This is a genomic window from Gimesia benthica (genome assembly GCF_009720525.1).
Classification (GTDB): domain Bacteria; phylum Planctomycetota; class Planctomycetia; order Planctomycetales; family Planctomycetaceae; genus Gimesia; species Gimesia benthica.
On record NZ_CP043930.1, the window covers coordinates 3,510,975 to 3,528,472 of the forward strand.

Annotated in this window: 15 protein-coding genes; 12 read left to right on the plus strand and 3 right to left on the minus strand. The window is 55.5% G+C overall.

Annotation, left to right across the window (positions count from 1 at the left end; all coding sequences use genetic code 11):
• Positions 1 to 4: 4 nt before the first annotated feature.
• The 6 genes from F1728_RS13260 (at position 5) to F1728_RS13285 (ending at position 6,307) form a co-directional block, all read left to right on the plus strand.
• On the plus strand, positions 5 to 1,162 hold the full coding sequence (locus F1728_RS13260) for a TIGR03364 family FAD-dependent oxidoreductase (RefSeq protein ID WP_155364502.1): 1,158 nt from the start codon (positions 5 to 7) through the stop codon (positions 1,160 to 1,162).
• A gap of 13 nt (positions 1,163 to 1,175) precedes the next feature.
• Positions 1,176 to 2,534 (plus strand): MFS transporter, encoded by a 1,359-nt coding sequence (locus F1728_RS13265; RefSeq protein ID WP_155364503.1) that lies wholly within the window; start codon positions 1,176 to 1,178, stop codon positions 2,532 to 2,534.
• Entirely contained in the window at positions 2,518 to 3,099 is a 582-nt protein-coding gene (locus F1728_RS13270) for a phosphonate degradation HD-domain oxygenase (RefSeq protein WP_155364504.1), read from the plus strand. Before F1728_RS13265 ends, F1728_RS13270 begins: the two co-directional genes overlap by 17 nt.
• Before the next feature lie 12 nt (positions 3,100 to 3,111).
• The gene (gene phnX / locus F1728_RS13275) at positions 3,112 to 3,918 is read left to right on the plus strand and encodes a phosphonoacetaldehyde hydrolase (protein WP_228030733.1); all 807 of its coding nucleotides are present in this window, start codon (positions 3,112 to 3,114) and stop codon (positions 3,916 to 3,918) included.
• Positions 3,908 to 5,038: a 2-aminoethylphosphonate--pyruvate transaminase gene (phnW, locus tag F1728_RS13280; protein ID WP_155364506.1), complete on the plus strand. Its 1,131-nt coding sequence runs from the start codon at positions 3,908 to 3,910 to the stop codon at positions 5,036 to 5,038. Before phnX ends, phnW begins: the two co-directional genes overlap by 11 nt.
• A 168-nt stretch (positions 5,039 to 5,206) precedes the next feature.
• Positions 5,207 to 6,307, plus strand: a complete 1,101-nt coding sequence (locus F1728_RS13285; protein ID WP_155364507.1) for a zinc-binding dehydrogenase — start codon at positions 5,207 to 5,209, stop codon at positions 6,305 to 6,307.
• Positions 6,308 to 6,362: 55 nt separating this feature from the next.
• Here the strand turns inward: F1728_RS13285 and F1728_RS13290 are convergent, their stop codons facing one another.
• The 3 genes from F1728_RS13290 to obgE form a co-directional block, all read right to left on the minus strand.
• Positions 6,363 to 7,574: a hypothetical protein gene (locus F1728_RS13290; RefSeq protein ID WP_155364508.1), complete on the minus strand. Its 1,212-nt coding sequence runs from the start codon at positions 7,572 to 7,574 to the stop codon at positions 6,363 to 6,365.
• 420 nt (positions 7,575 to 7,994) lie between these two features.
• Positions 7,995 to 8,273 carry a hypothetical protein gene (locus F1728_RS13295; RefSeq protein WP_155364509.1) on the minus strand — a complete coding sequence of 93 codons (279 nt, stop codon included), beginning with the start codon at positions 8,271 to 8,273 and terminating at the stop codon, positions 7,995 to 7,997.
• 5 nt (positions 8,274 to 8,278) lie between these two features.
• The gene (obgE, locus tag F1728_RS13300) at positions 8,279 to 9,280 is read right to left on the minus strand and encodes a GTPase ObgE (protein ID WP_155364510.1); all 1,002 of its coding nucleotides are present in this window, start codon (positions 9,278 to 9,280) and stop codon (positions 8,279 to 8,281) included.
• Between the two features lie 36 nt (positions 9,281 to 9,316).
• Between obgE and F1728_RS32195 the strand changes: the two genes are divergently transcribed.
• From F1728_RS32195 to F1728_RS13325, 6 genes are all read left to right on the plus strand, one after another.
• A complete protein-coding gene (locus F1728_RS32195) occupies positions 9,317 to 9,451 on the plus strand; it encodes a hypothetical protein (protein ID WP_261344530.1) in 135 nt (44 codons plus the stop codon).
• A gap of 292 nt (positions 9,452 to 9,743) precedes the next feature.
• Positions 9,744 to 10,781: a KpsF/GutQ family sugar-phosphate isomerase gene (locus F1728_RS13305; protein ID WP_155364511.1), complete on the plus strand. Its 1,038-nt coding sequence runs from the start codon at positions 9,744 to 9,746 to the stop codon at positions 10,779 to 10,781.
• A 68-nt stretch (positions 10,782 to 10,849) separates the two neighbouring features.
• Positions 10,850 to 13,939 carry a hypothetical protein gene (locus F1728_RS13310; RefSeq protein ID WP_155364512.1) on the plus strand — a complete coding sequence of 1,030 codons (3,090 nt, stop codon included), beginning with the start codon at positions 10,850 to 10,852 and terminating at the stop codon, positions 13,937 to 13,939.
• A 109-nt stretch (positions 13,940 to 14,048) separates the two neighbouring features.
• On the plus strand, positions 14,049 to 15,662 hold the full coding sequence (locus F1728_RS13315) for a DUF1570 domain-containing protein (RefSeq protein ID WP_155364513.1): 1,614 nt from the start codon (positions 14,049 to 14,051) through the stop codon (positions 15,660 to 15,662).
• 283 nt (positions 15,663 to 15,945) lie between these two features.
• On the plus strand, positions 15,946 to 16,884 hold the full coding sequence (locus F1728_RS13320; RefSeq protein WP_155364514.1) for a DUF1559 domain-containing protein: 939 nt from the start codon (positions 15,946 to 15,948) through the stop codon (positions 16,882 to 16,884).
• The gene (locus F1728_RS13325) at positions 16,884 to 17,309 is read left to right on the plus strand and encodes a carboxypeptidase-like regulatory domain-containing protein (RefSeq protein ID WP_155364515.1); all 426 of its coding nucleotides are present in this window, start codon (positions 16,884 to 16,886) and stop codon (positions 17,307 to 17,309) included. The genes F1728_RS13320 and F1728_RS13325 overlap by 1 nt, the downstream gene beginning before the upstream one ends.
• Positions 17,310 to 17,498 lie beyond the last annotated feature (189 nt).

Here is a 17,498-nt window from a genome sequence, read left to right on the forward strand (position 1 = left end):
AACCATGTCGACTCAGACTTACCAGCGAAAATATGATGTCATCGTCATCGGCGGTGGCGTACTTGGTGCGTTTCATGCGTACTTTGCCATGCAGCGGGGCTGGAAAACCCTGCTCATAGAACGGGACATCTTTCCCCAGCAGGCATCCGTCCGTAATTTTGGCCTCATCATTCCCAGTGCCATGCCTCCCGGAATCTGGCGTGATCGTGCCCTGGCTTCTTCGGAAATTTACGAAGAGCTGACCCGCCAGCTAGGGATCCCCCTGCGACAGGCGGGCACACAGTACCTGGCACACACGGAAGCGGAAGCCGATTTCCTGAAACAACTGGCAGACACGCAACAGGACACTCTCTGTCCCGCGAAGTTCCTCAACGCCGAGGAGACCATCCGTTCGAGCTGCTGTCTGAATCCCGAATTCTGCACGGGCAGCCTCTTCTTCCCCCAGGATCTGCAACTCGACCCTGGCCAGTTTTTTCGCGAACTCATCAACTGGATTGCCTGTACCTCGGACTGCGATTACCTGCCGAAAACCACGGCGGTCTCGGTGCGGGAAAGGAGCAGTCACTGCCAGGTCAAAATCGCAGACGGCAGAACCTTTGATGCACAACAGGTGATTGTCTGCTCCGGCGCTGATCTGCAGACCCTGTTTCCCGAAGCATATATCGAACGCAACGTGCAGTACTGCAAGCTGCAGATGCTCAAAATCTCCAATCCGGAAAATCGCACACTGGGCACCAGCATCGCCTCGCCGATCGCACTGACCAGGTATCCGGCATTCCTGAACGCTCAGTTTTTGCAGGGTATCAACCTGGCAGGACCCGAACCCACGCTGCAGGAACATGGCATTCAGATCTGGATGACACAGAACCAGGACAACGAATTCATCCTCGGCGATTCGCATGCGTACTCGGTCGATCCCCCTCCCGAACGTATGTCGGCTGAGGTGGAAGAACTCATCATAAATTATGCGCGAAAGATGTTCGTGAAACTGGATTTTCAGGTCACAGACCGCTGGTGCGGCATTTATACTGAGGAGAAGTCTGCAGGCCTGTTCCACAAACAGCAGGGCGAGCGCATTCAGCTTCTCACCGGCATCGGCGGCAAAGGAATGACGACGGGACCAGGTCTGGCAAAAGAAAATATCGGTCAACTCTCTCTTTGAAAAGCAGCACCTGATGTCCAACAACCCCAATCGCAACTGGCAGCTCATGACTCTGACGAGCCTGTTTCTCGGCTACGTCGGATACTACATCTGCCGGTCTAACCTGGCCGTCGCCACGCCACTGCTGCTGGATGAAGAAACCGGTCTGGGCATCACTAAAATTCAGATCGGCACCGTCGCCTCGGTCGGCGTCATGCTGTATGCCTTTGGAAAAATCATTAACGGCTACCTGGCCGACTTCCTAGGCGGTCGCCAGATGTTTTTGACAGGCATGCTCTGTTCGATTCTGTTTTCCGTTTTCTTCGGGCTGGCAGGCGGGCTGACCCTGTTCATCGTCATCTGGGCCGGCAACCGATTTGTGCAGTCCATGGGCTGGGTCGCGCTGGTCAAAACCGCGTCGCGCTGGTTCCCCGTACAATGGCATGCAACGGTGATGGCCATTCTTTCGCTCTCGTTTCTGTTTGGCGATGCCTTCGCTCGTGTCTACCTGGGCAGCCTGATCATGCTCGGAGAGAAATATAGTTCACTCAGTTTTATGGCCAACTGGCGCACCGTCTTCTTTGTCGCCGCAGGGACGTTAACGGCGATCGCGGTCTTTGTTTACTTCACCCTGAAGTCGAGCCCCATCGATGTCGGCCTGGAAGAACCGGAAGCCAACCCGCTTAACGTCTTTGGTGCAGAAGGAAACCACGCGCAGCGGATTTCGATCAAAGAGGTGCTCAAGCCCCTGGTCGCCAGTCCGCTGTTCTGGCTGATCTGCGTCATGAACTTCAGCCTGACGCTGGTCCGCGAAACCTTTAATTTCTGGACACCGACTTTTTTAAATGAAGTGGCTCAGTTCGATATCGGATCGGCGGCGGTGGGCAGCATGCTGTTTCCGCTGGTAGGCGGTTGTTCGGCCCTGCTCGCCGGCATCCTCTCGGATCGACTGCGGGGCCGCCACGGTCGGGTCGTATTACCCAGCCTGATTCTGCTCGTACTCTCGCTGACCCTGCTGAGCACCGTCGATGTGACCGGCAAACCTTACCTGGCATTAACGCTGTTGTCGCTGGTCGCATTTTTCCTGATGGCTCCCTACTCCTTCCTGTCCGGCGTGATGGCCATTGACCTGGGAGGCAAACGGGGCTGTTCGACCGTGGCGGGACTCGTCGATTCCGCCGGCTACCTGGGTGCCATCCTGTCCGGACATACGGTCGGCATGATTGCCCAGTACTACGGCTGGAAGATGGCCTTCGGCGGACTGGCCGGCATCTGCTGTACCGCCATCATTGCCGGCGTCATTTACTGGATGATCCAGGAACGTGAAATGAACCTGGCGCAAACCCTGTCCGAAATCAATCCCCCGGAGGCAAACGATGTCACCCCTGGTTGAGACGCGTGAAATTCTGGATGAGATCCGTACGCTCTTCGCTGAGAAGGGCAACGACATGTATGCCGGCGAACCGGTTTCACAGACGGAACACGCTCTGCAGGCAGCCTCCGCTGCCGAGCAGGAACAGGCATCACCAGAACTGATCACCGCAACCCTGCTGCACGATGTGGGTCATCTGCTGCACAAGCACTCCGAAGACTGTGCCATACAGGGCATTGATGACCTGCATGAACGCATTGGCGCCGCCTGGCTGAAGCAGCACTTTCCGGAAGCGGTCACCGAACCCATCCGCCTGCACGTGGATGCCAAACGTTACCGTTGTGCCACCGACGAAGAATACCTGTCCCGCCTGTCCCCCGCTTCCGTTTTGAGCCTGGAACTGCAGGGCGGTCCCTTCGATGCACGCGAACAGAAACAGTTTGAAAACAATCCCTGGTGCGAGGAAGCGCTCCGCCTGCGGACCTGGGATGAAGCGGCCAAAATTCCCGGCTTGGCAACGCCGGATCTGGAATATTTTTTAACCTTTGTCCAACGGGTGCTGGAGCATCCCGTGGACCTCAACTGATTGAAAGTCAGCATGCAACCGACACAGATTAAACTAGTGATTTTTGACTGGGCCGGCACAACCATCGACCATGGCTGTTTCGCCCCGATCTCCGCTTTCATCAAAGCCTTCAAGGCCTGTGGTGTCGAGGTCACCCCGGAACAGGCACGCGGACCGATGGGCCTGCATAAACAGGATCATATCCGCAGTCTGTTCCAGCTCGACGAAATCGCCAGCCAGTGGGAAGCACTCCACCAGCGTCCCTGGTCTGAAGACGATGTGAAACAGATCTACGAAACGTTCATGCCGCTGCAGATCGAGGAAGCGAAACTCTATACCGAACTGGTCCCCGGCCTGTGTGCGTCACTCGCGCCACTCAAGGAACGGGGAATTAAAATCGGTTCCACGACCGGCTATCCGCGCGTGGTGGCCGACCCGATTCTCGTGTCCGCACGCGAGCAGGGTTACTGTCCTGACTTTTCCATGTGTGCCGACGAGGTCCCCGCAGGCCGTCCTGCTCCCTGGATGATCTACCGCAATATGGAAACGCTCGGCGTCTATCCCCCGCGCGCAGTGATCAAAGTCGGCGACACCGTGCCTGATATTGAAGCGGGCCTGAATGCAGGCACCTGGACGGTCGGTCTGACCCAGACCGGCAGCGAAGTCGGACTGAGCGTCTCCGACCTGGAGGCTCTCACTCCGGAAGAGAAACAGCAGCGCTTACAGGCTGCCGAAACCAAACTCAAAAACGCAGGCGCTCACTTTGTCATCCCGACACTCGAGGGGCTGTCCGCCATCATTGACCAGATTGAAGCAGGTAGTGTGCCCTATGGATGCTGATATTCCTTACTTACTGTTGACCCCCGGTCCCCTGACGACAACCAGAACCGTCCGCGAAGCGATGCTGGCCGACTACTCAACGTGGGATGTGGACTACAATCAGCGCGTGGTGGAAATCCGCGAACGACTCGTGCAACTGGCGACAACCGAACCCGGATATACGTCGGTCCTGATGCAGGGGAGCGGAACGTTTGCCGTCGAAGCGACCATCGGCTCGGTCATTCCCCCCGATGGGAAACTGCTGCTGATTTCCAACGGTGCCTACGGTGATCGCATTGGCCAGATCGCCGACTGCCTGAAGATGCCACGCGTCACCCTTTCCTGCCCGGAAACCGAGAGCCCCGATCTGGATCAGATCCGCCAGACCCTGGCCGACGACGCCTCGATCACGCATGTGGCGCTGGTACACTGTGAAACAACGACTGGCATGCTGAACCCGGCCCGGGAAGTGGGTCAGATCGTCGCGGACGCAGGTCGCGATTATATCCTGGATGCGATGTCCTCCTTCGGCGGCATCCCGCTGACGATGGAAGAGTTTCACATCGACTTCCTGATTTCGTCCGCCAATAAATGTATTCAGGGAGTCCCCGGATTCGGATTCGTGATTGCCCGTCAGCACAAGCTGGAACAGACGAAAGGCTATGCCCGCTCGCTGAGCCTGGATCTGTATGATCAATGGAACGAAATGGAACAGAAGGGGGGCAAATGGCGCTATACTTCCCCGACGCATGTGGTGAATGCGTTTCTGCAGGCATTGAACGAACTGGACGCTGAAGGGGGCGTCACCGCCCGGCATGCCCGCTTCGTCGAAAACCAGACGACGCTCGTCCAGGAAATGGAACAGCGGGGACTGCGCACCCTGCTGCCCCGGGAGTTGCAGTCACCCATCATCACTTCTTTCTACTATCCTGAATTCGACGGCTTCTCTTTTAACAGTTTCTACGATGAACTCAAACGCCGCCGGTATGTGATTTATCCCGGTAAAATCAGTCAGGCTGAGACGTTCCGCATCGGTAACATCGGCCATGTTTTCCCCGAGGACATGGAGCAACTGGTCGCTCAGATCGAACTGGTCCTGGCTGAAATGCAGGTTACATCTGGACAGACCACATCAGGTTAAGATCAGTTGAAAAGAAAATCGGTACACTTTCCGATTTCATGCGGGCCGTTTATAAAAAAATAACTTTTCTAATTAAGAGAGTTCTTCTCGTCTCCGGATAAATTTCAGAGCCCGTCCGAAACTGCGACCGATTCTGACGGCTTTTAGATAAACGTAATTGACAGCATTATGAGCGATCCCTGCGTCTCGATCATCCTGACAGGTGATACACCTGCCTTGCAGCGTACTGAAGTCAAACGCCCCCGGCTCCAGCCTGGCGAAGTCCTGGTTGAGATCTTGTGCTGCACGATCTGCGGCAGTGATCTGCATACCTACGAAGGCACGCGTTCCACTCCCTGCCCGACCATCCTGGGACATGAAATGGTCGGACGCGTTGTCGACCTGCATCCGGAACATCTGACCGTCGATTTTCTCAACCGGCCGGTCAACATTGGAGATCGCATCACCTGGTCGGTGGCGGTCGCCTGTCAGAAATGTGAGTACTGCCGCCGGGGATTGACCCAGAAATGCACGAGCCTGTTCAAGTACGGTCACCAGAAACTGACTGACGAGAACTACCTGAGTGGCGGCCTGGCCAGCCATTGTCACCTGGTCAAAGGAACCACGATCTTCAAAGTTCCCGCATCGCTCCCCGATCAGATTGCGAGCCCGGCCAACTGTGCCACCGCGACGGTGATGGCCGCCTTTCGGCTGGCGGGTGAAATCAAAGATCGAAGCGTTCTGATTCTGGGAGCGGGTATGCTGGGTATTACGGCAACCGCCGTGGCGAAGTCCAGAGGTGCTGCATCTGTCATCGTCTCCGACATCAACCCACAACGGGTGCAGCGTGGACTGGAATTCGGTGCGACCCATTCGATCCTCGTCAAAAAAGATCAACCGCTGCACTCAGAAGTTCATCATCTGACCCAGGGGCGGGGCGTGGACTTCGTCTTCGACATGACCGGCGTTCCCGATGTGATCGAAAGTGGTCTGGAAGCACTGGACATTGGCGGAACAATGATTCTGGTCGGCTCGGTCTATCCGGCCCGTCCGCTGCAAGTCTCCGCGGAGCAGGTTGTCCGCAGGCTGCTGAAGATCGAAGGCATTCACAATTATATCGATCTCGATCTGGCCAATGCCCTGAATTTCCTCGAACGCTACCAGCACACATATCCGTTTCAGAAACTCTGCGATCAGAGCTATTCGCTGGAAGAAGTCACACAGGCGTTCGAAGCTTCCGGCGAGCATCACTCTTACCGGGTAGCGGTTCTACCACAAAAAAAATCCTGAACGAGTTGCTTGCTTTGAGCGACACCGTTCAGGATTGATTCAAACCGGTCGGTTATCAGAAGTCGATTTCGGCGGACTGACCGAGATCGATTCCGCGTCCCGGGCTCTGTTCACGCTGATAACGGGGGTTTGCTGCTGGACGCTGAGGTCTGCTGTTGTTCGCAGGCCGCTGAGGTTGAGCAGCGTAACGTGCTGGCTGCTGCTGTGATTCCTGGTGCAGCGAGGTCCGGGGACGACGCTGGTTTTCCTGAACCAGAGCGATGCCTTCCGCAGGCTGACTGCCGGCTGCAGGACGGCCACTGAAGGGAACCCGGGAATCGATGGGCAGCGGCCGCGATCTACGGGAATTCTCTTCGGAAGCCATCTGGTCCAGAGGCAGTGCATTGTTCTGATCTGCGGCAGCAAAATCAGTTTCGTTCTGGAGTGGTCCTTCCTGATCAGGACTTTGCGACCGGATGACCAGGTCTTTGTTTTCGGTAGCAGGCTCAGGCTGATTGCTGGCCAGCTGCTGACCGGCGGGCTGATTCAGATCCGGGCTGCCGGCGATGATCCAGCTGCCCCAGTTCTGTTCCAGCTCATCCACGTTTTTGAACTGATACATTTTGGCGACGGCTTCATCCCAGCCGTTCTTATGGGCATCCTGCAGGAACATCAGGTAGCGTTTACGACCACCACGCTGCAGCAGGAAGTCTGCCAGGGAGTAACCTTCGGCATACAACGTCAGGACCTGCTGCATCTCTTCGGGGTATTCGGTCATGGAGAGCAGCTGACGCAGCGGGATGCGTTTGTTGGTGCCCATCACCTGGCGGTTCAGCAGTCGCTGACGACGTTTTTCAGATTCGTGTTCCACAATCGTCGCAGCCCCTTCATCGGCCCAGCGGGGAAGCGGACGACGGAAGTGACAGGCGAAGATGGTGTGATTGACTTCGTGAGGCAGCACGGAATCGAGGATGCGTTCCAGCGTGCCCTGGATCTGCATATCCCAGCCAAACACGTGACCACGATCGAACGAGAAGGTGGTCGCACCGCCGGCACCATAGTTACCAACTTTGACTTTAATAGGACAGGGGGCATACCATTTGGGGAGTTCGTGTCCCAGCCAGGCAATCGCGAGTTCTTTGCGATACACCTCGGCGGCCTCACCCACCTGTTTGGCAATTTCGGGAGTCGGTGCGTGGGTCACAAAATTGGGGGTTTTGTATGAGGCACCCAGCGAGAAAAAAGCAGCCAGCAATAGTACGCAACAGCGATAGAGTTGAGCTTCCATGCCCTCTAGTTCCTTTTGGTTGCAGTCGTCGGCGGGATGACGACTGACAAACTCTCGGTTGTTGGTTACGGGATAGTTTTGGGTCGATCACTCGAATTGGGGATTGAGATTTGATCGGGGGTCCTGTAACTGATATCGGTGAATTCCATTCAGACCGATGCGGTTCGTGACAGGCAGAGGATCTTATTGCAAAGAAAAGACCAATGGCAAGCTGAGTTTAGAAACCCAACAGAATGTGTCCGAGTTCGTACTCGCTAAAATGCTGTCAGAATACAGCTTACGCATTTCCCAGAAAATTCGAAACACGCTGGCACGTGCCGACGATGTTCACCAGAAATGCTTGTAGATATTGCAAATCCGTCTGACGCGCTGCGGGAAATGCAAAAATTACAATCGCCTCAGCAGGGGCAAAAATGCGGTTTAAAAGCGAAGCCGGGCGAAGACCCAGCCCGCGATAAAACCGGCCAGCATGATCAGCCCCAACTCAGTAATACGCTGCGTTTCACTGCCCGTCACATGAAAAAATGCCTGGAACATAAAGCAGAGGACCATCATCACTCCCGCCCCATACAGGCCGAACCGGACGCGAACTTCGCCCGGCGTGGGCAGATCCTCATTCGGCTGGGGAGCCCCGGTTTCCGGTTTCGATGTTTCGGTTTCGGGCTCGGGCGTTTCGGACGGGGGCTGTTCGGCAGTCACGTCTGCTAAACCTCGTCTTCCAGGTCCTGAAGTGTATTGACGATCTTTCTGACCAGTTGATCCAGGCTCTCTCCGGTGGCAGAGGAGATCTGCAACACCGGCTGTCCCAGTTCTTCAGACAGCAGCTCGGTGACCGCTTCCGCATCGGGAAGTTCACATTTGGTGACAACCACGATTTCCGGACGATCCATCAGCGTAGCATCATAGAGCCGCATTTCTTCCCGAATCTGACGGTAATTCTCGATCGGGTCGGTCTGATCCATGGGAGCTGGCTCGACCAGATGCACCAGCACCCGTGTCCGCTCGACGTGCCGCAGGAATTCGTGTCCCAGCCCGATCCCCGCGTGGGCACCTTCAATCAGCCCGGGAATATCAGCCATCACGAACTGATGATCGAAGCCGACCCGGACCAGACCCAGGTTCGGGTATTTGGTCGTAAACGGATAGTCGGCGATTTCCGGATGGGCCTTGGAGAGTCGGCTGAGCAGCGTCGATTTCCCGGCATTCGGTTTCCCGACCAGCCCGACGTCTGCAATCAGCTTTAATTCGAGGGAAATATCGCGATGTTCTCCCGGCCCCCCCTTCTCGAATTCACGGGGCGTCTGGTGAGTGGCAGTAGCAAAATGACGATTGCCACGGCCTCCTTTGCCCCCTTTAGCGACAACCACCCGGTCGCCGCTCTCTTTCATATCACGCAGCAGGTGCCCGCGTTTGGTGTCGAGCACCAGTGTCCCGGGAGGAACCATGATCACAATGTCTTCCCCGTTACGACCGGTTTTCAGACTCCCCTGACCATGACCGCCGCGTTCGGCGTTCCAGTGCTTGTGACCAATGATATTCGCCAGGCTGTTGACGTTTTCATCCGCCAGCACCACGACATCGCCCCCCTTGCCGCCATCGCCACCATTCGGGCCGCCCCGCGGAACGTGGGCCTCTCTTCGGAAACTGGCACAACCATCTCCGCCGTCTCCGGCTTTACAATAAATGTCAACGCGATCAACAAACATGGGTTTCGTCTACTACTATCAGTCAGCTAACAGGTGATGAAATCAAGGGTTACAACGCATCAGCGGCAGCCCCGCAAAGCGATCCGCCGCCTCTATCTTCCCCGGTTCGGCGTAAAAATCAATGCCGTCTCAGCTCAGGGAGCCCTCTATCTGGACACCCGAACTGGATGAGAAGATCCCGGGGGATGTGTGCGGCATCGAACCAGATATTGTAGATGTTTAAGCGGAAAATACGAGGTCCTCTGATATCAATCTGCAACAAAGCCCGTTGATCGCAGCACTTCGCCAGGGATTTTGAAATTAGCGACTGTAGTCCCGCGGAATCTTTTCATCATAAACCGCTGCAGGCTGGTCACTTACAACCCCACTACCCGAATAAAAACGGATTGACCCGTTTTTCGCAGCGCCTTATACTCCCGCTCCCCCACACATGCCCGCAAGGATGCGATAAAGGAATGGCGTGATGAGTTCCCTGCCTGCAAGGTCGGTCATTGAGTTTTCCCAGTTTGATCAATTACGAGATGCGCGCGAAATTATTTTCAGCGAAGCCGCGGCATTGCGCCAGATGGGCAGCGCGCTGGGTACCGAACTCTGTGACGCCGTCGATCTGATCCTCTCCCGACCGGGAGCCGTCATCTTGACCGGCATGGGCAAAGCGGGACTGATCGCTCAGAAAATCTGCGCCACCCTCTCGTCGACGGGAACCCGTTCCCATTTTCTGCATCCCGCGGAAGCGATTCACGGCGACCTCGGTTGCCTGCACCAGGACGACACCGTACTGGCGTTGTCCAACAGTGGAGAGACGGAAGAACTCCGTCGGCTCCTGCCGATCATTCAGAAAATGGATCTCCCCATCATTGGAATTACCGCCCGCGAGACCAGCACCCTCGGTCGTGCTTCCCGGGTGGTACTCTGCCTGGGTGATCTCAAAGAGGCGGGCCCGCATCAGCTGGCGCCCTCCACCACCACCACCGCGATGCTGGCGATGGGCGATGCCCTTTCACTGGTGATCAGTAAGGCCCGCGGTTTCACGCCGCTGCAGTTTGCCACCTTTCATCCCGGCGGCAGCCTGGGCAGACAGCTGACACAAATCAACGAAGTGATGCGCCCCCGCGCCGAAGTGCGGGTGACACAGGAATCAACGTCTATTCGCGATGCCTTCGTCCGACTGAGTTCTCCCGGCCGCCGGAGTGGTGCCGTGATCATCGTCGATGAATCCGATCGCGTTACCGGCATCTTCACAGACAGTGACCTGGCCCGTCTGCTGGAAGAGCGACGCGATGATCAGCTCGATCGCCCCATCTGCGAAGTGATGACGCTTAAGCCCACAACCATTCAGGCCGATGCTTCACTGCAGGCCGCCGTCGATCTCCTCAAGGCACGCAAGCTGAGCGAGCTGCCTGTGGTCGATCGTCAGAATCATCTGGCCGGTCTGATTGACATCACTGATGTCATCGGCTGGCAACCCGAAGCCGCCTCGGTTGATCGCCAGGCGGGATAACACCTTATCAGTTCATTTCCCTTTCGACTGTTCATCTCACTTAAGTAAGAAACGATTCCCTTTCATACATGACCGCAACCATTCGATATAACAGGAATGGATTGTTCGATCGCCTGATCGCCAACCGGACGCTGCTGACCTGGGTGACTATGCTGTCACTGACGGGGGCGTACCTGGTCTACGCGCAGGTCCTGCGGCAGGTCATTAATAGCACGGTCGTGCGGCAGGAGTTTCCCGAAGAGGTCTTTCAGTCTCCCGAATACGCGTCTGCCAATAACGAGCACGCCAAAACGTATCTGCCGGAAATCCCCTGGGCAGCCGACGCCCGCTACCAGTTCAAGGATGAAAACGTCTTCATCTACACCGAACGCTGGCAGCAGGAAGAGGAGAAACGGGCCGCCCGTCTGAAACCGTTCGCAATGCTGATGTTCGATCCCAAGAAAAAGGATTCAGAAAAGCCCTTCGCTCTGATGAGTGAGGAAGCACTGATCCGCTTCGAGCAGCCGTTCGGTATCAAACAGACCGACCCGGGTCATATGATCGCGGGCTCGCTGGAGGGCTTTGTAAAAATTACAGGACCCAACGGCCTGATCATTTACGGACGTAACTTCTTCTACGATGAATCGTCCATGAATATCTGGAGTGACAGTGAAGTCCGCTTCGCCTACGAAGAACACCGCGGTCGCGCGCGGGGTATTGAGATGAAGCTCATCCCCGCAGCCGTGAAACCCAAAGAACTCAAACCCGCGGCCGACGGGATTCGCGAAATCGTGCTGCGACGTGATGTCTACATGGAGCTGGCGCTGAAGCAGGACAAAGAGCACGAATCAAAAAACCGCAGCCGGTTCGCCAAAGTCAAAAGCGCGGGAAGCTTTACTTTCAACCTGGAAACCAACCAGGGGACATTCCATAAAGATGTCCGCGTCTACCATCCCACTGGTCCTCAGCATGCGGATACCCTGGACTGCGATCAGCTGCAGCTCCAGTTTGTCAGAAAAGAAGACCCCGATAATCCGACACCGGAGGCAGATCAGCAACCGGGCCACGCTTCCGGGAAGCTGCAGTTCCAGGAGCTCGTCGCTACAGGGGAAAATGTTGCGCTGGTCTCACAGGAAAACCAGTTCTCAGGCCGCATGACGCGTCTCTCATATAACGAAGCAACAAAAACGATCGTGCTTACCGATGAACGCTCGGTCGAAATATATCAACAGGCGTCGAAACTCGAGTGTCCCAAGATCACCATCCACCAGGATGAAGAGGGACGCGTGGAGACCGTGCTCTGTGAAGGTGCCGGCAAGGTGGATTACGTGGATCCGAGTACGGGCCAGTTAAGCGTTGCCGCCCAGTGGGCAAAGCTGATGAAGAAGTCACGTGATCCCGAGACGCAACTCGATATGGTGGAACTGGAACAGCAGTGTATCATCCGGCAGCCGGCTGAGGAATTCGCGCTGGCCGCACAGCAGATTCGTCTCTGGCTCAAAGGGGATCTGGGCGCACTGAAACAGAAAGACATGCTGCAGGAGGATCGTCAGCAGAGTGCGAATAAGACCGCTCAGAAAGTCGATCCACACAAGATGATCGCCACCCAGGACGTCGCCATCTACAGTCCCCAGCTCCGCGGTAAAACGAAGCGACTCGAAGTCTGGTTCGATGAAGCCACCGTGCCGACATCTGCTCCTAATGCCCCCGTCAGCAAATCGGTCGCGCCACAGAATTCTGCGATCCAGCCGGCGGCATTTGCCGTCGATGACACACCGGCTGGCCAGCAGGGCGGCAGGACTGCGCTGGGCCCGGAAAAGAAAGAACCTGAGCCGGTAATGGTCGTCTCCGACCTGATCAAACTACGCATGCAGAAAGACGAAGCAGGCAAAGCCGAAGTTTCTGAAGTCTGGACTGAAGGCAATGTCTCCGTCAAACAGCTGAATGAAACGCAGAAGCAGCCGATGCACATCACCGGCAACCAGATGCACATCCAGAACAAAGGCGAAAACGACCAGGTGCTGCACGTGATGGGCACTCCGGCGAAAATCAATGGCGGTGACTCCCAGATCGAAGGGGATGACATCTTCCTGTATCGACTCGCCAACCGGGCGGAAGTCCAGGGGAAAGGACTGCTGCTGCTCCCGGTCAAAGGGGGCAAGAAGTCCGCGGCCGGCCTGCTCTCGGGCGCAGATGGAATCACCCAGGAACGTGGTCTGACCGGTGAGGTCCAGGAACAGGGTAATGACCAGGAGAACCTGCTCGAAATTCACTGGGATCAGGAAATGGTCTTTGATGGCATCACCGCGAACTTCTTTGGTAAGGTTCGTACCAATATGGGCGACAATCGCCTGCGGTGCCAGGAAATGGAAGTCGTCCTCTCCGACCGGGTCTCATTCACCGAGAAACAACCCGAAGGTCAGAAACCGACGGTGCATTTCATTACCTGTCGGGACGGCGTGGAAGTAGAAAGTAACGAATACCAGGACAACCGGCTGATCGGTATCCGCCGCGCCAGCTTCTGGCAGATGAACGTGGATCAGAAAACCGGTAACGCAGAAGCCCGCGGTCCCGGCTGGCTGATTCTCTGGCGACGTGAAAATTCCAAGGAGTCCAATCCCGAATCCCGGGTCTCGCAGGCCAACCTGCCACAGAAAACAGATACCGACAGCTGGAATTACACCCGCATTGACTTCAACGGCAAGATGTCCGGCAATGTCTCGCAGCGGAGCACCACCTTCGACGATCGCGTGCAGATCACCTACGGGGGCGTCAAACGTCCGCTGGATACGATCAACCCCGATCAACTGCCTCCCAATGCAGGCTGGATGCGGAGCAACAGTCTGAAACTGATTCAACATGAAATTGAAGGACAGAAGAAGAAATTCATCTCGATGCTGGCCAAGGGGAACGCCGAACTCGAAGGCAATGCCCTGGTCAAAAATAAGAAGACACCGACCAACCAGTCGTTCATTGCCCGCGCGGATACGATCAGCTATGACGAATCCAAAGACCTCTACATGATGCGTTCGTTCGGCAACCGGAAAGCCACGATCCGCCGCTATTCGCGTACCGGCAAAACTCCCAGTGCGCCCAACCAGGCCCAGCAGATTGAATTCGCCCCCTCTTACGATCGCGTCACATTACACGGCGTAACCGGGTTACAGGGACTTCCCTGATCGGTTCCCACCTCAAATTGCCGATAAATTCCTTTTTTCCTCTGCCTGACTCGCCTAAAATCGTATTAAGAGAGCCTGTTAAACTGTCCCCTAAGGAACACCGAAGACCATGCCTGATGTGAATCGACAATCTGCTGCAATCCCTTCAGGGGAGTTTCCCCGTCAGTGCCGGCAGACTGTCTTTTCCCTGCGAACTGCGGTCAATGGGCTGCTGCTGTGTTGCGCTCTGCTTGTACTGGCCCCCGGCGCCGGATGGGCACAGAATGCTCGGGCACTGGAAGTCTACCACAAGCAGTACAATGCACTGCGGGATCAGTTCCAGGATCAACTCAAACAACTGGCAGCCAGTTGTCGGCAGAATCAGCAGCCCGAAGGCACTGAGGCCATCGCGACGCTCATCCAGGAGTGGAGCGAATTTGATCCCGACTCCTACACGCTGCCCCGCGAAGTTCAGCCAGACCTGCCGGCCAGTCTGCCTGCAGGGGAACGTATGTGGCGACTCAAATTAAAGAACCTGCAGGAAGATCAGGCCAACGATCTGTTCGTCTTCTCCCGCAAAGTGCTGTATGCCGGCTTCCCCAGTTTTGCCTACGACCTGATTCGGGAAACCGCTTACCACAATCCGGATCACCGTTCGGTCAGACAGATCCTGGGATACGTGCGGAACGGCGATGAATGGATGACGCCTTTCGAAAAGGAGATGCAGGATCACAGACAGAAATGGCATCCTCAGTTCGGCTGGCTCCCCACGACGCATATCGCCCGTTATGAACGTGGGGAACGCTATGTCAACGGACGCTGGATGTCAGCCGCCCAGGAAGCCGAGATCCGCCGCGATTTCCGCAACGCCTGGGAAATCAAAACCGAACACTTCCTGATCAAAACGAATCACAGCCTGGAAATGGGTGTGAAGCTCGCAACGGAAATGGAAGAATTCTATCGCTACTTCCATCAGACCTTCGCCGGGTTTTTCAACACTCCCGAACAGCTGCGAAGAATGTTTCAAGGCTCGCGCAATCCGTTTCGCCGCCAGAATCAACAACAGCATGTGATGCACTATTACAGCACCCGTCAGGAATACCTGCAGCGACTGCAGAAAGAGATTCCCCAGATCGCTCTCACCCACGGCATCTACCTGTTCGGCGATCGCATCTCCCACTTCTATTATAATCCGGAAGCGGAGGGAGACCTGGGAACGCTGTATCACGAAGCCACCCATCAGTTGTTCTATGAAACCGGCAACAGTCGTGGCAGCCGACAGGTCGGTGAAAAGAATCATTTCTGGGCCATCGAAGGCATCGCCTGCTACATGGAATCATTCGAGAAAAAGGGCAAGAAGTTCAAAGCCGGAAATCCCAATCATATCCGCTTCAATGCGGCCCGCTATCGGCTGCTGGAAGACCAGTATTACGTTCCCCTGGAAAAATTCGCCGCCATGGGACGCACCGCCTTTCAGGGCAGTCCGAATATCAGCCCCAACTACAGCCAGGCGTCGGGGCTCTCGCATTTCTTCATGCACGCCAACCAGGGAGAATATCGGGACGCGTTCATTCAACAGATGACGCAGCTCTACAGCGAAAACTCGCGGCTTCGCAACAACGCGCAGAGCCTTCCGGAACTGACGGGCCTCTCCTACGATGAGCTGGATCGCAAGTACCTGGCCTACTCGATGACGCTACAGAAAGCGCTCGACGAACAGGCGCTCAACCTGCAATCCCGGTAATGCTCGGCTTCCGCAGCCTTGAGTGATACCCCTCCTCTCGCCGAATCTTTCTCTGGTAACTACTGGAGAACGAGGCGTTTACCTCTCTTCTATACGAAGCCTCCGTTTGGCTTTTCCTTTCTTTTGGGCCCGTCTCAGATAAGAAATCCCTTATCCATATTGGATTTACGGCAGAATGTTCTTGCCAGGATGACTGAGTGCTGCTTAGAATAATTAATGCGCTTAAATATTAGCTTAATTTGTTACTAATCATTTCTTAATTTCTATAAGGAAATTCTGAACCATGGCACTCGAGTTCAAGAAGTATTCTAAACGAGGTTTTACCCTCATCGAGTTACTGGTGGTGATCGCAATCATCGCGATTCTGATCGCGCTGCTGTTACCTGCAGTTCAACAGGCACGCGAAGCCGCCCGTCGGTCGACCTGTAAAAACAATCTCAAACAATTGGGACTGGCGATGCACAACTACCATGATTCCCATCGGATCTTCCCACCGGGTGATGTCAATGGTGGGGGTTACAGCTGTAGTTCGCTGGGTACGCAGGAAACCCGTAATCATACAGCTTACCTCTATATCCTGCCCTTCATCGAACAGACGACGATGTACAACCAGATTAATTTCTCGATGGCGACAGGAGCTTCAGACGGTAACGGGGCATGTACTGGACCTTCCCTGGGGATTCAGACTGCAGCAACGTCGCACCCGATCGCGGTATTTCAGTGTCCTTCCGATTCTTACAATCCCGGTCCTTACTCCTACAGTTCAAACACGGCTTATGCCACAACCAGAGATTATCGCACGAGCTATAGTGTGATCTATATCGCCTACGATTCAACGATCACTTATGGCGCTGCGACGGGAGTCAACACGGCCTTCGGTCGTAACGGCGCAGCCCGCGTTCGTGACTTCAAAGATGGTATGAGTAACTCCATGCTGCTCAGCGAAACCCCGATGGAGAAGGACTCATCAATTCGTGGTCCTTTCGTTGCAGCATATGTTACCACTGGTGCCGTGATTGCAGCCCCTTATCGCAAAATCAACCAGCCGACCAGTGCCACGAATGCCCTGACTGTCTGGGGATCTCCAGGCAGCGAACATACCGGAGGCTGTCATGCACTGCTGGCAGATGGAGCTGTGCGATTTCTCAGTGAGAACATTGACATCAACCTGCTACGAGGCATTCAAACCATCAATGGCAGCGAAATTTTAGGTGAATTCTAATGCGAGGATTAATCAACCTGAAACCGAAAACCGTTTGTACTCTGGCAACATGGAGCCTGCTCCTTGCTGCAATCACTGGTTGTGGCGGAGGCGGAGCGGACACTCCGGAACTGGGAGAAGTAACTGGAACAATCACACTGGATGGCAGTCCTCTTCCTGATGCAGAAGTCGTCTTCGAACCTGCCGCAGGTGCTCCCTCTGTCGGCAAAACAGACGAAGCCGGACAATACGAGCTTGCTTACAACCAGGATGCCAACGGTGCCGTACCAGGACAGCATACCGTGCGAATTTCCAAGTTCGGAGAACCCGGCTCTCCCAATGATACGGAAAACCAGATCCCGGCGAAATTCAATGCCAACTCCAAACTGACCGCTGAAGTCAAAGCGGGTGACAATACTGTGAACTTCGATCTGGAAACCAAGTAGAGACATCCCGGTTTCCCGAAGTCGTTTCACTGCAACATCACAGGCGATGCTCCCCCCGGGGGCATCGCTTTTTTTGTGCGCCGGAAAGGATTCCCCTGCCCACATTCGTTCTGGACCCACGGTTTGTCGTCGGGTAGGATGAGGGAACTCTCTGCTTTTCTGCGTCCCTGCATCATCTGCCGCTCAAGA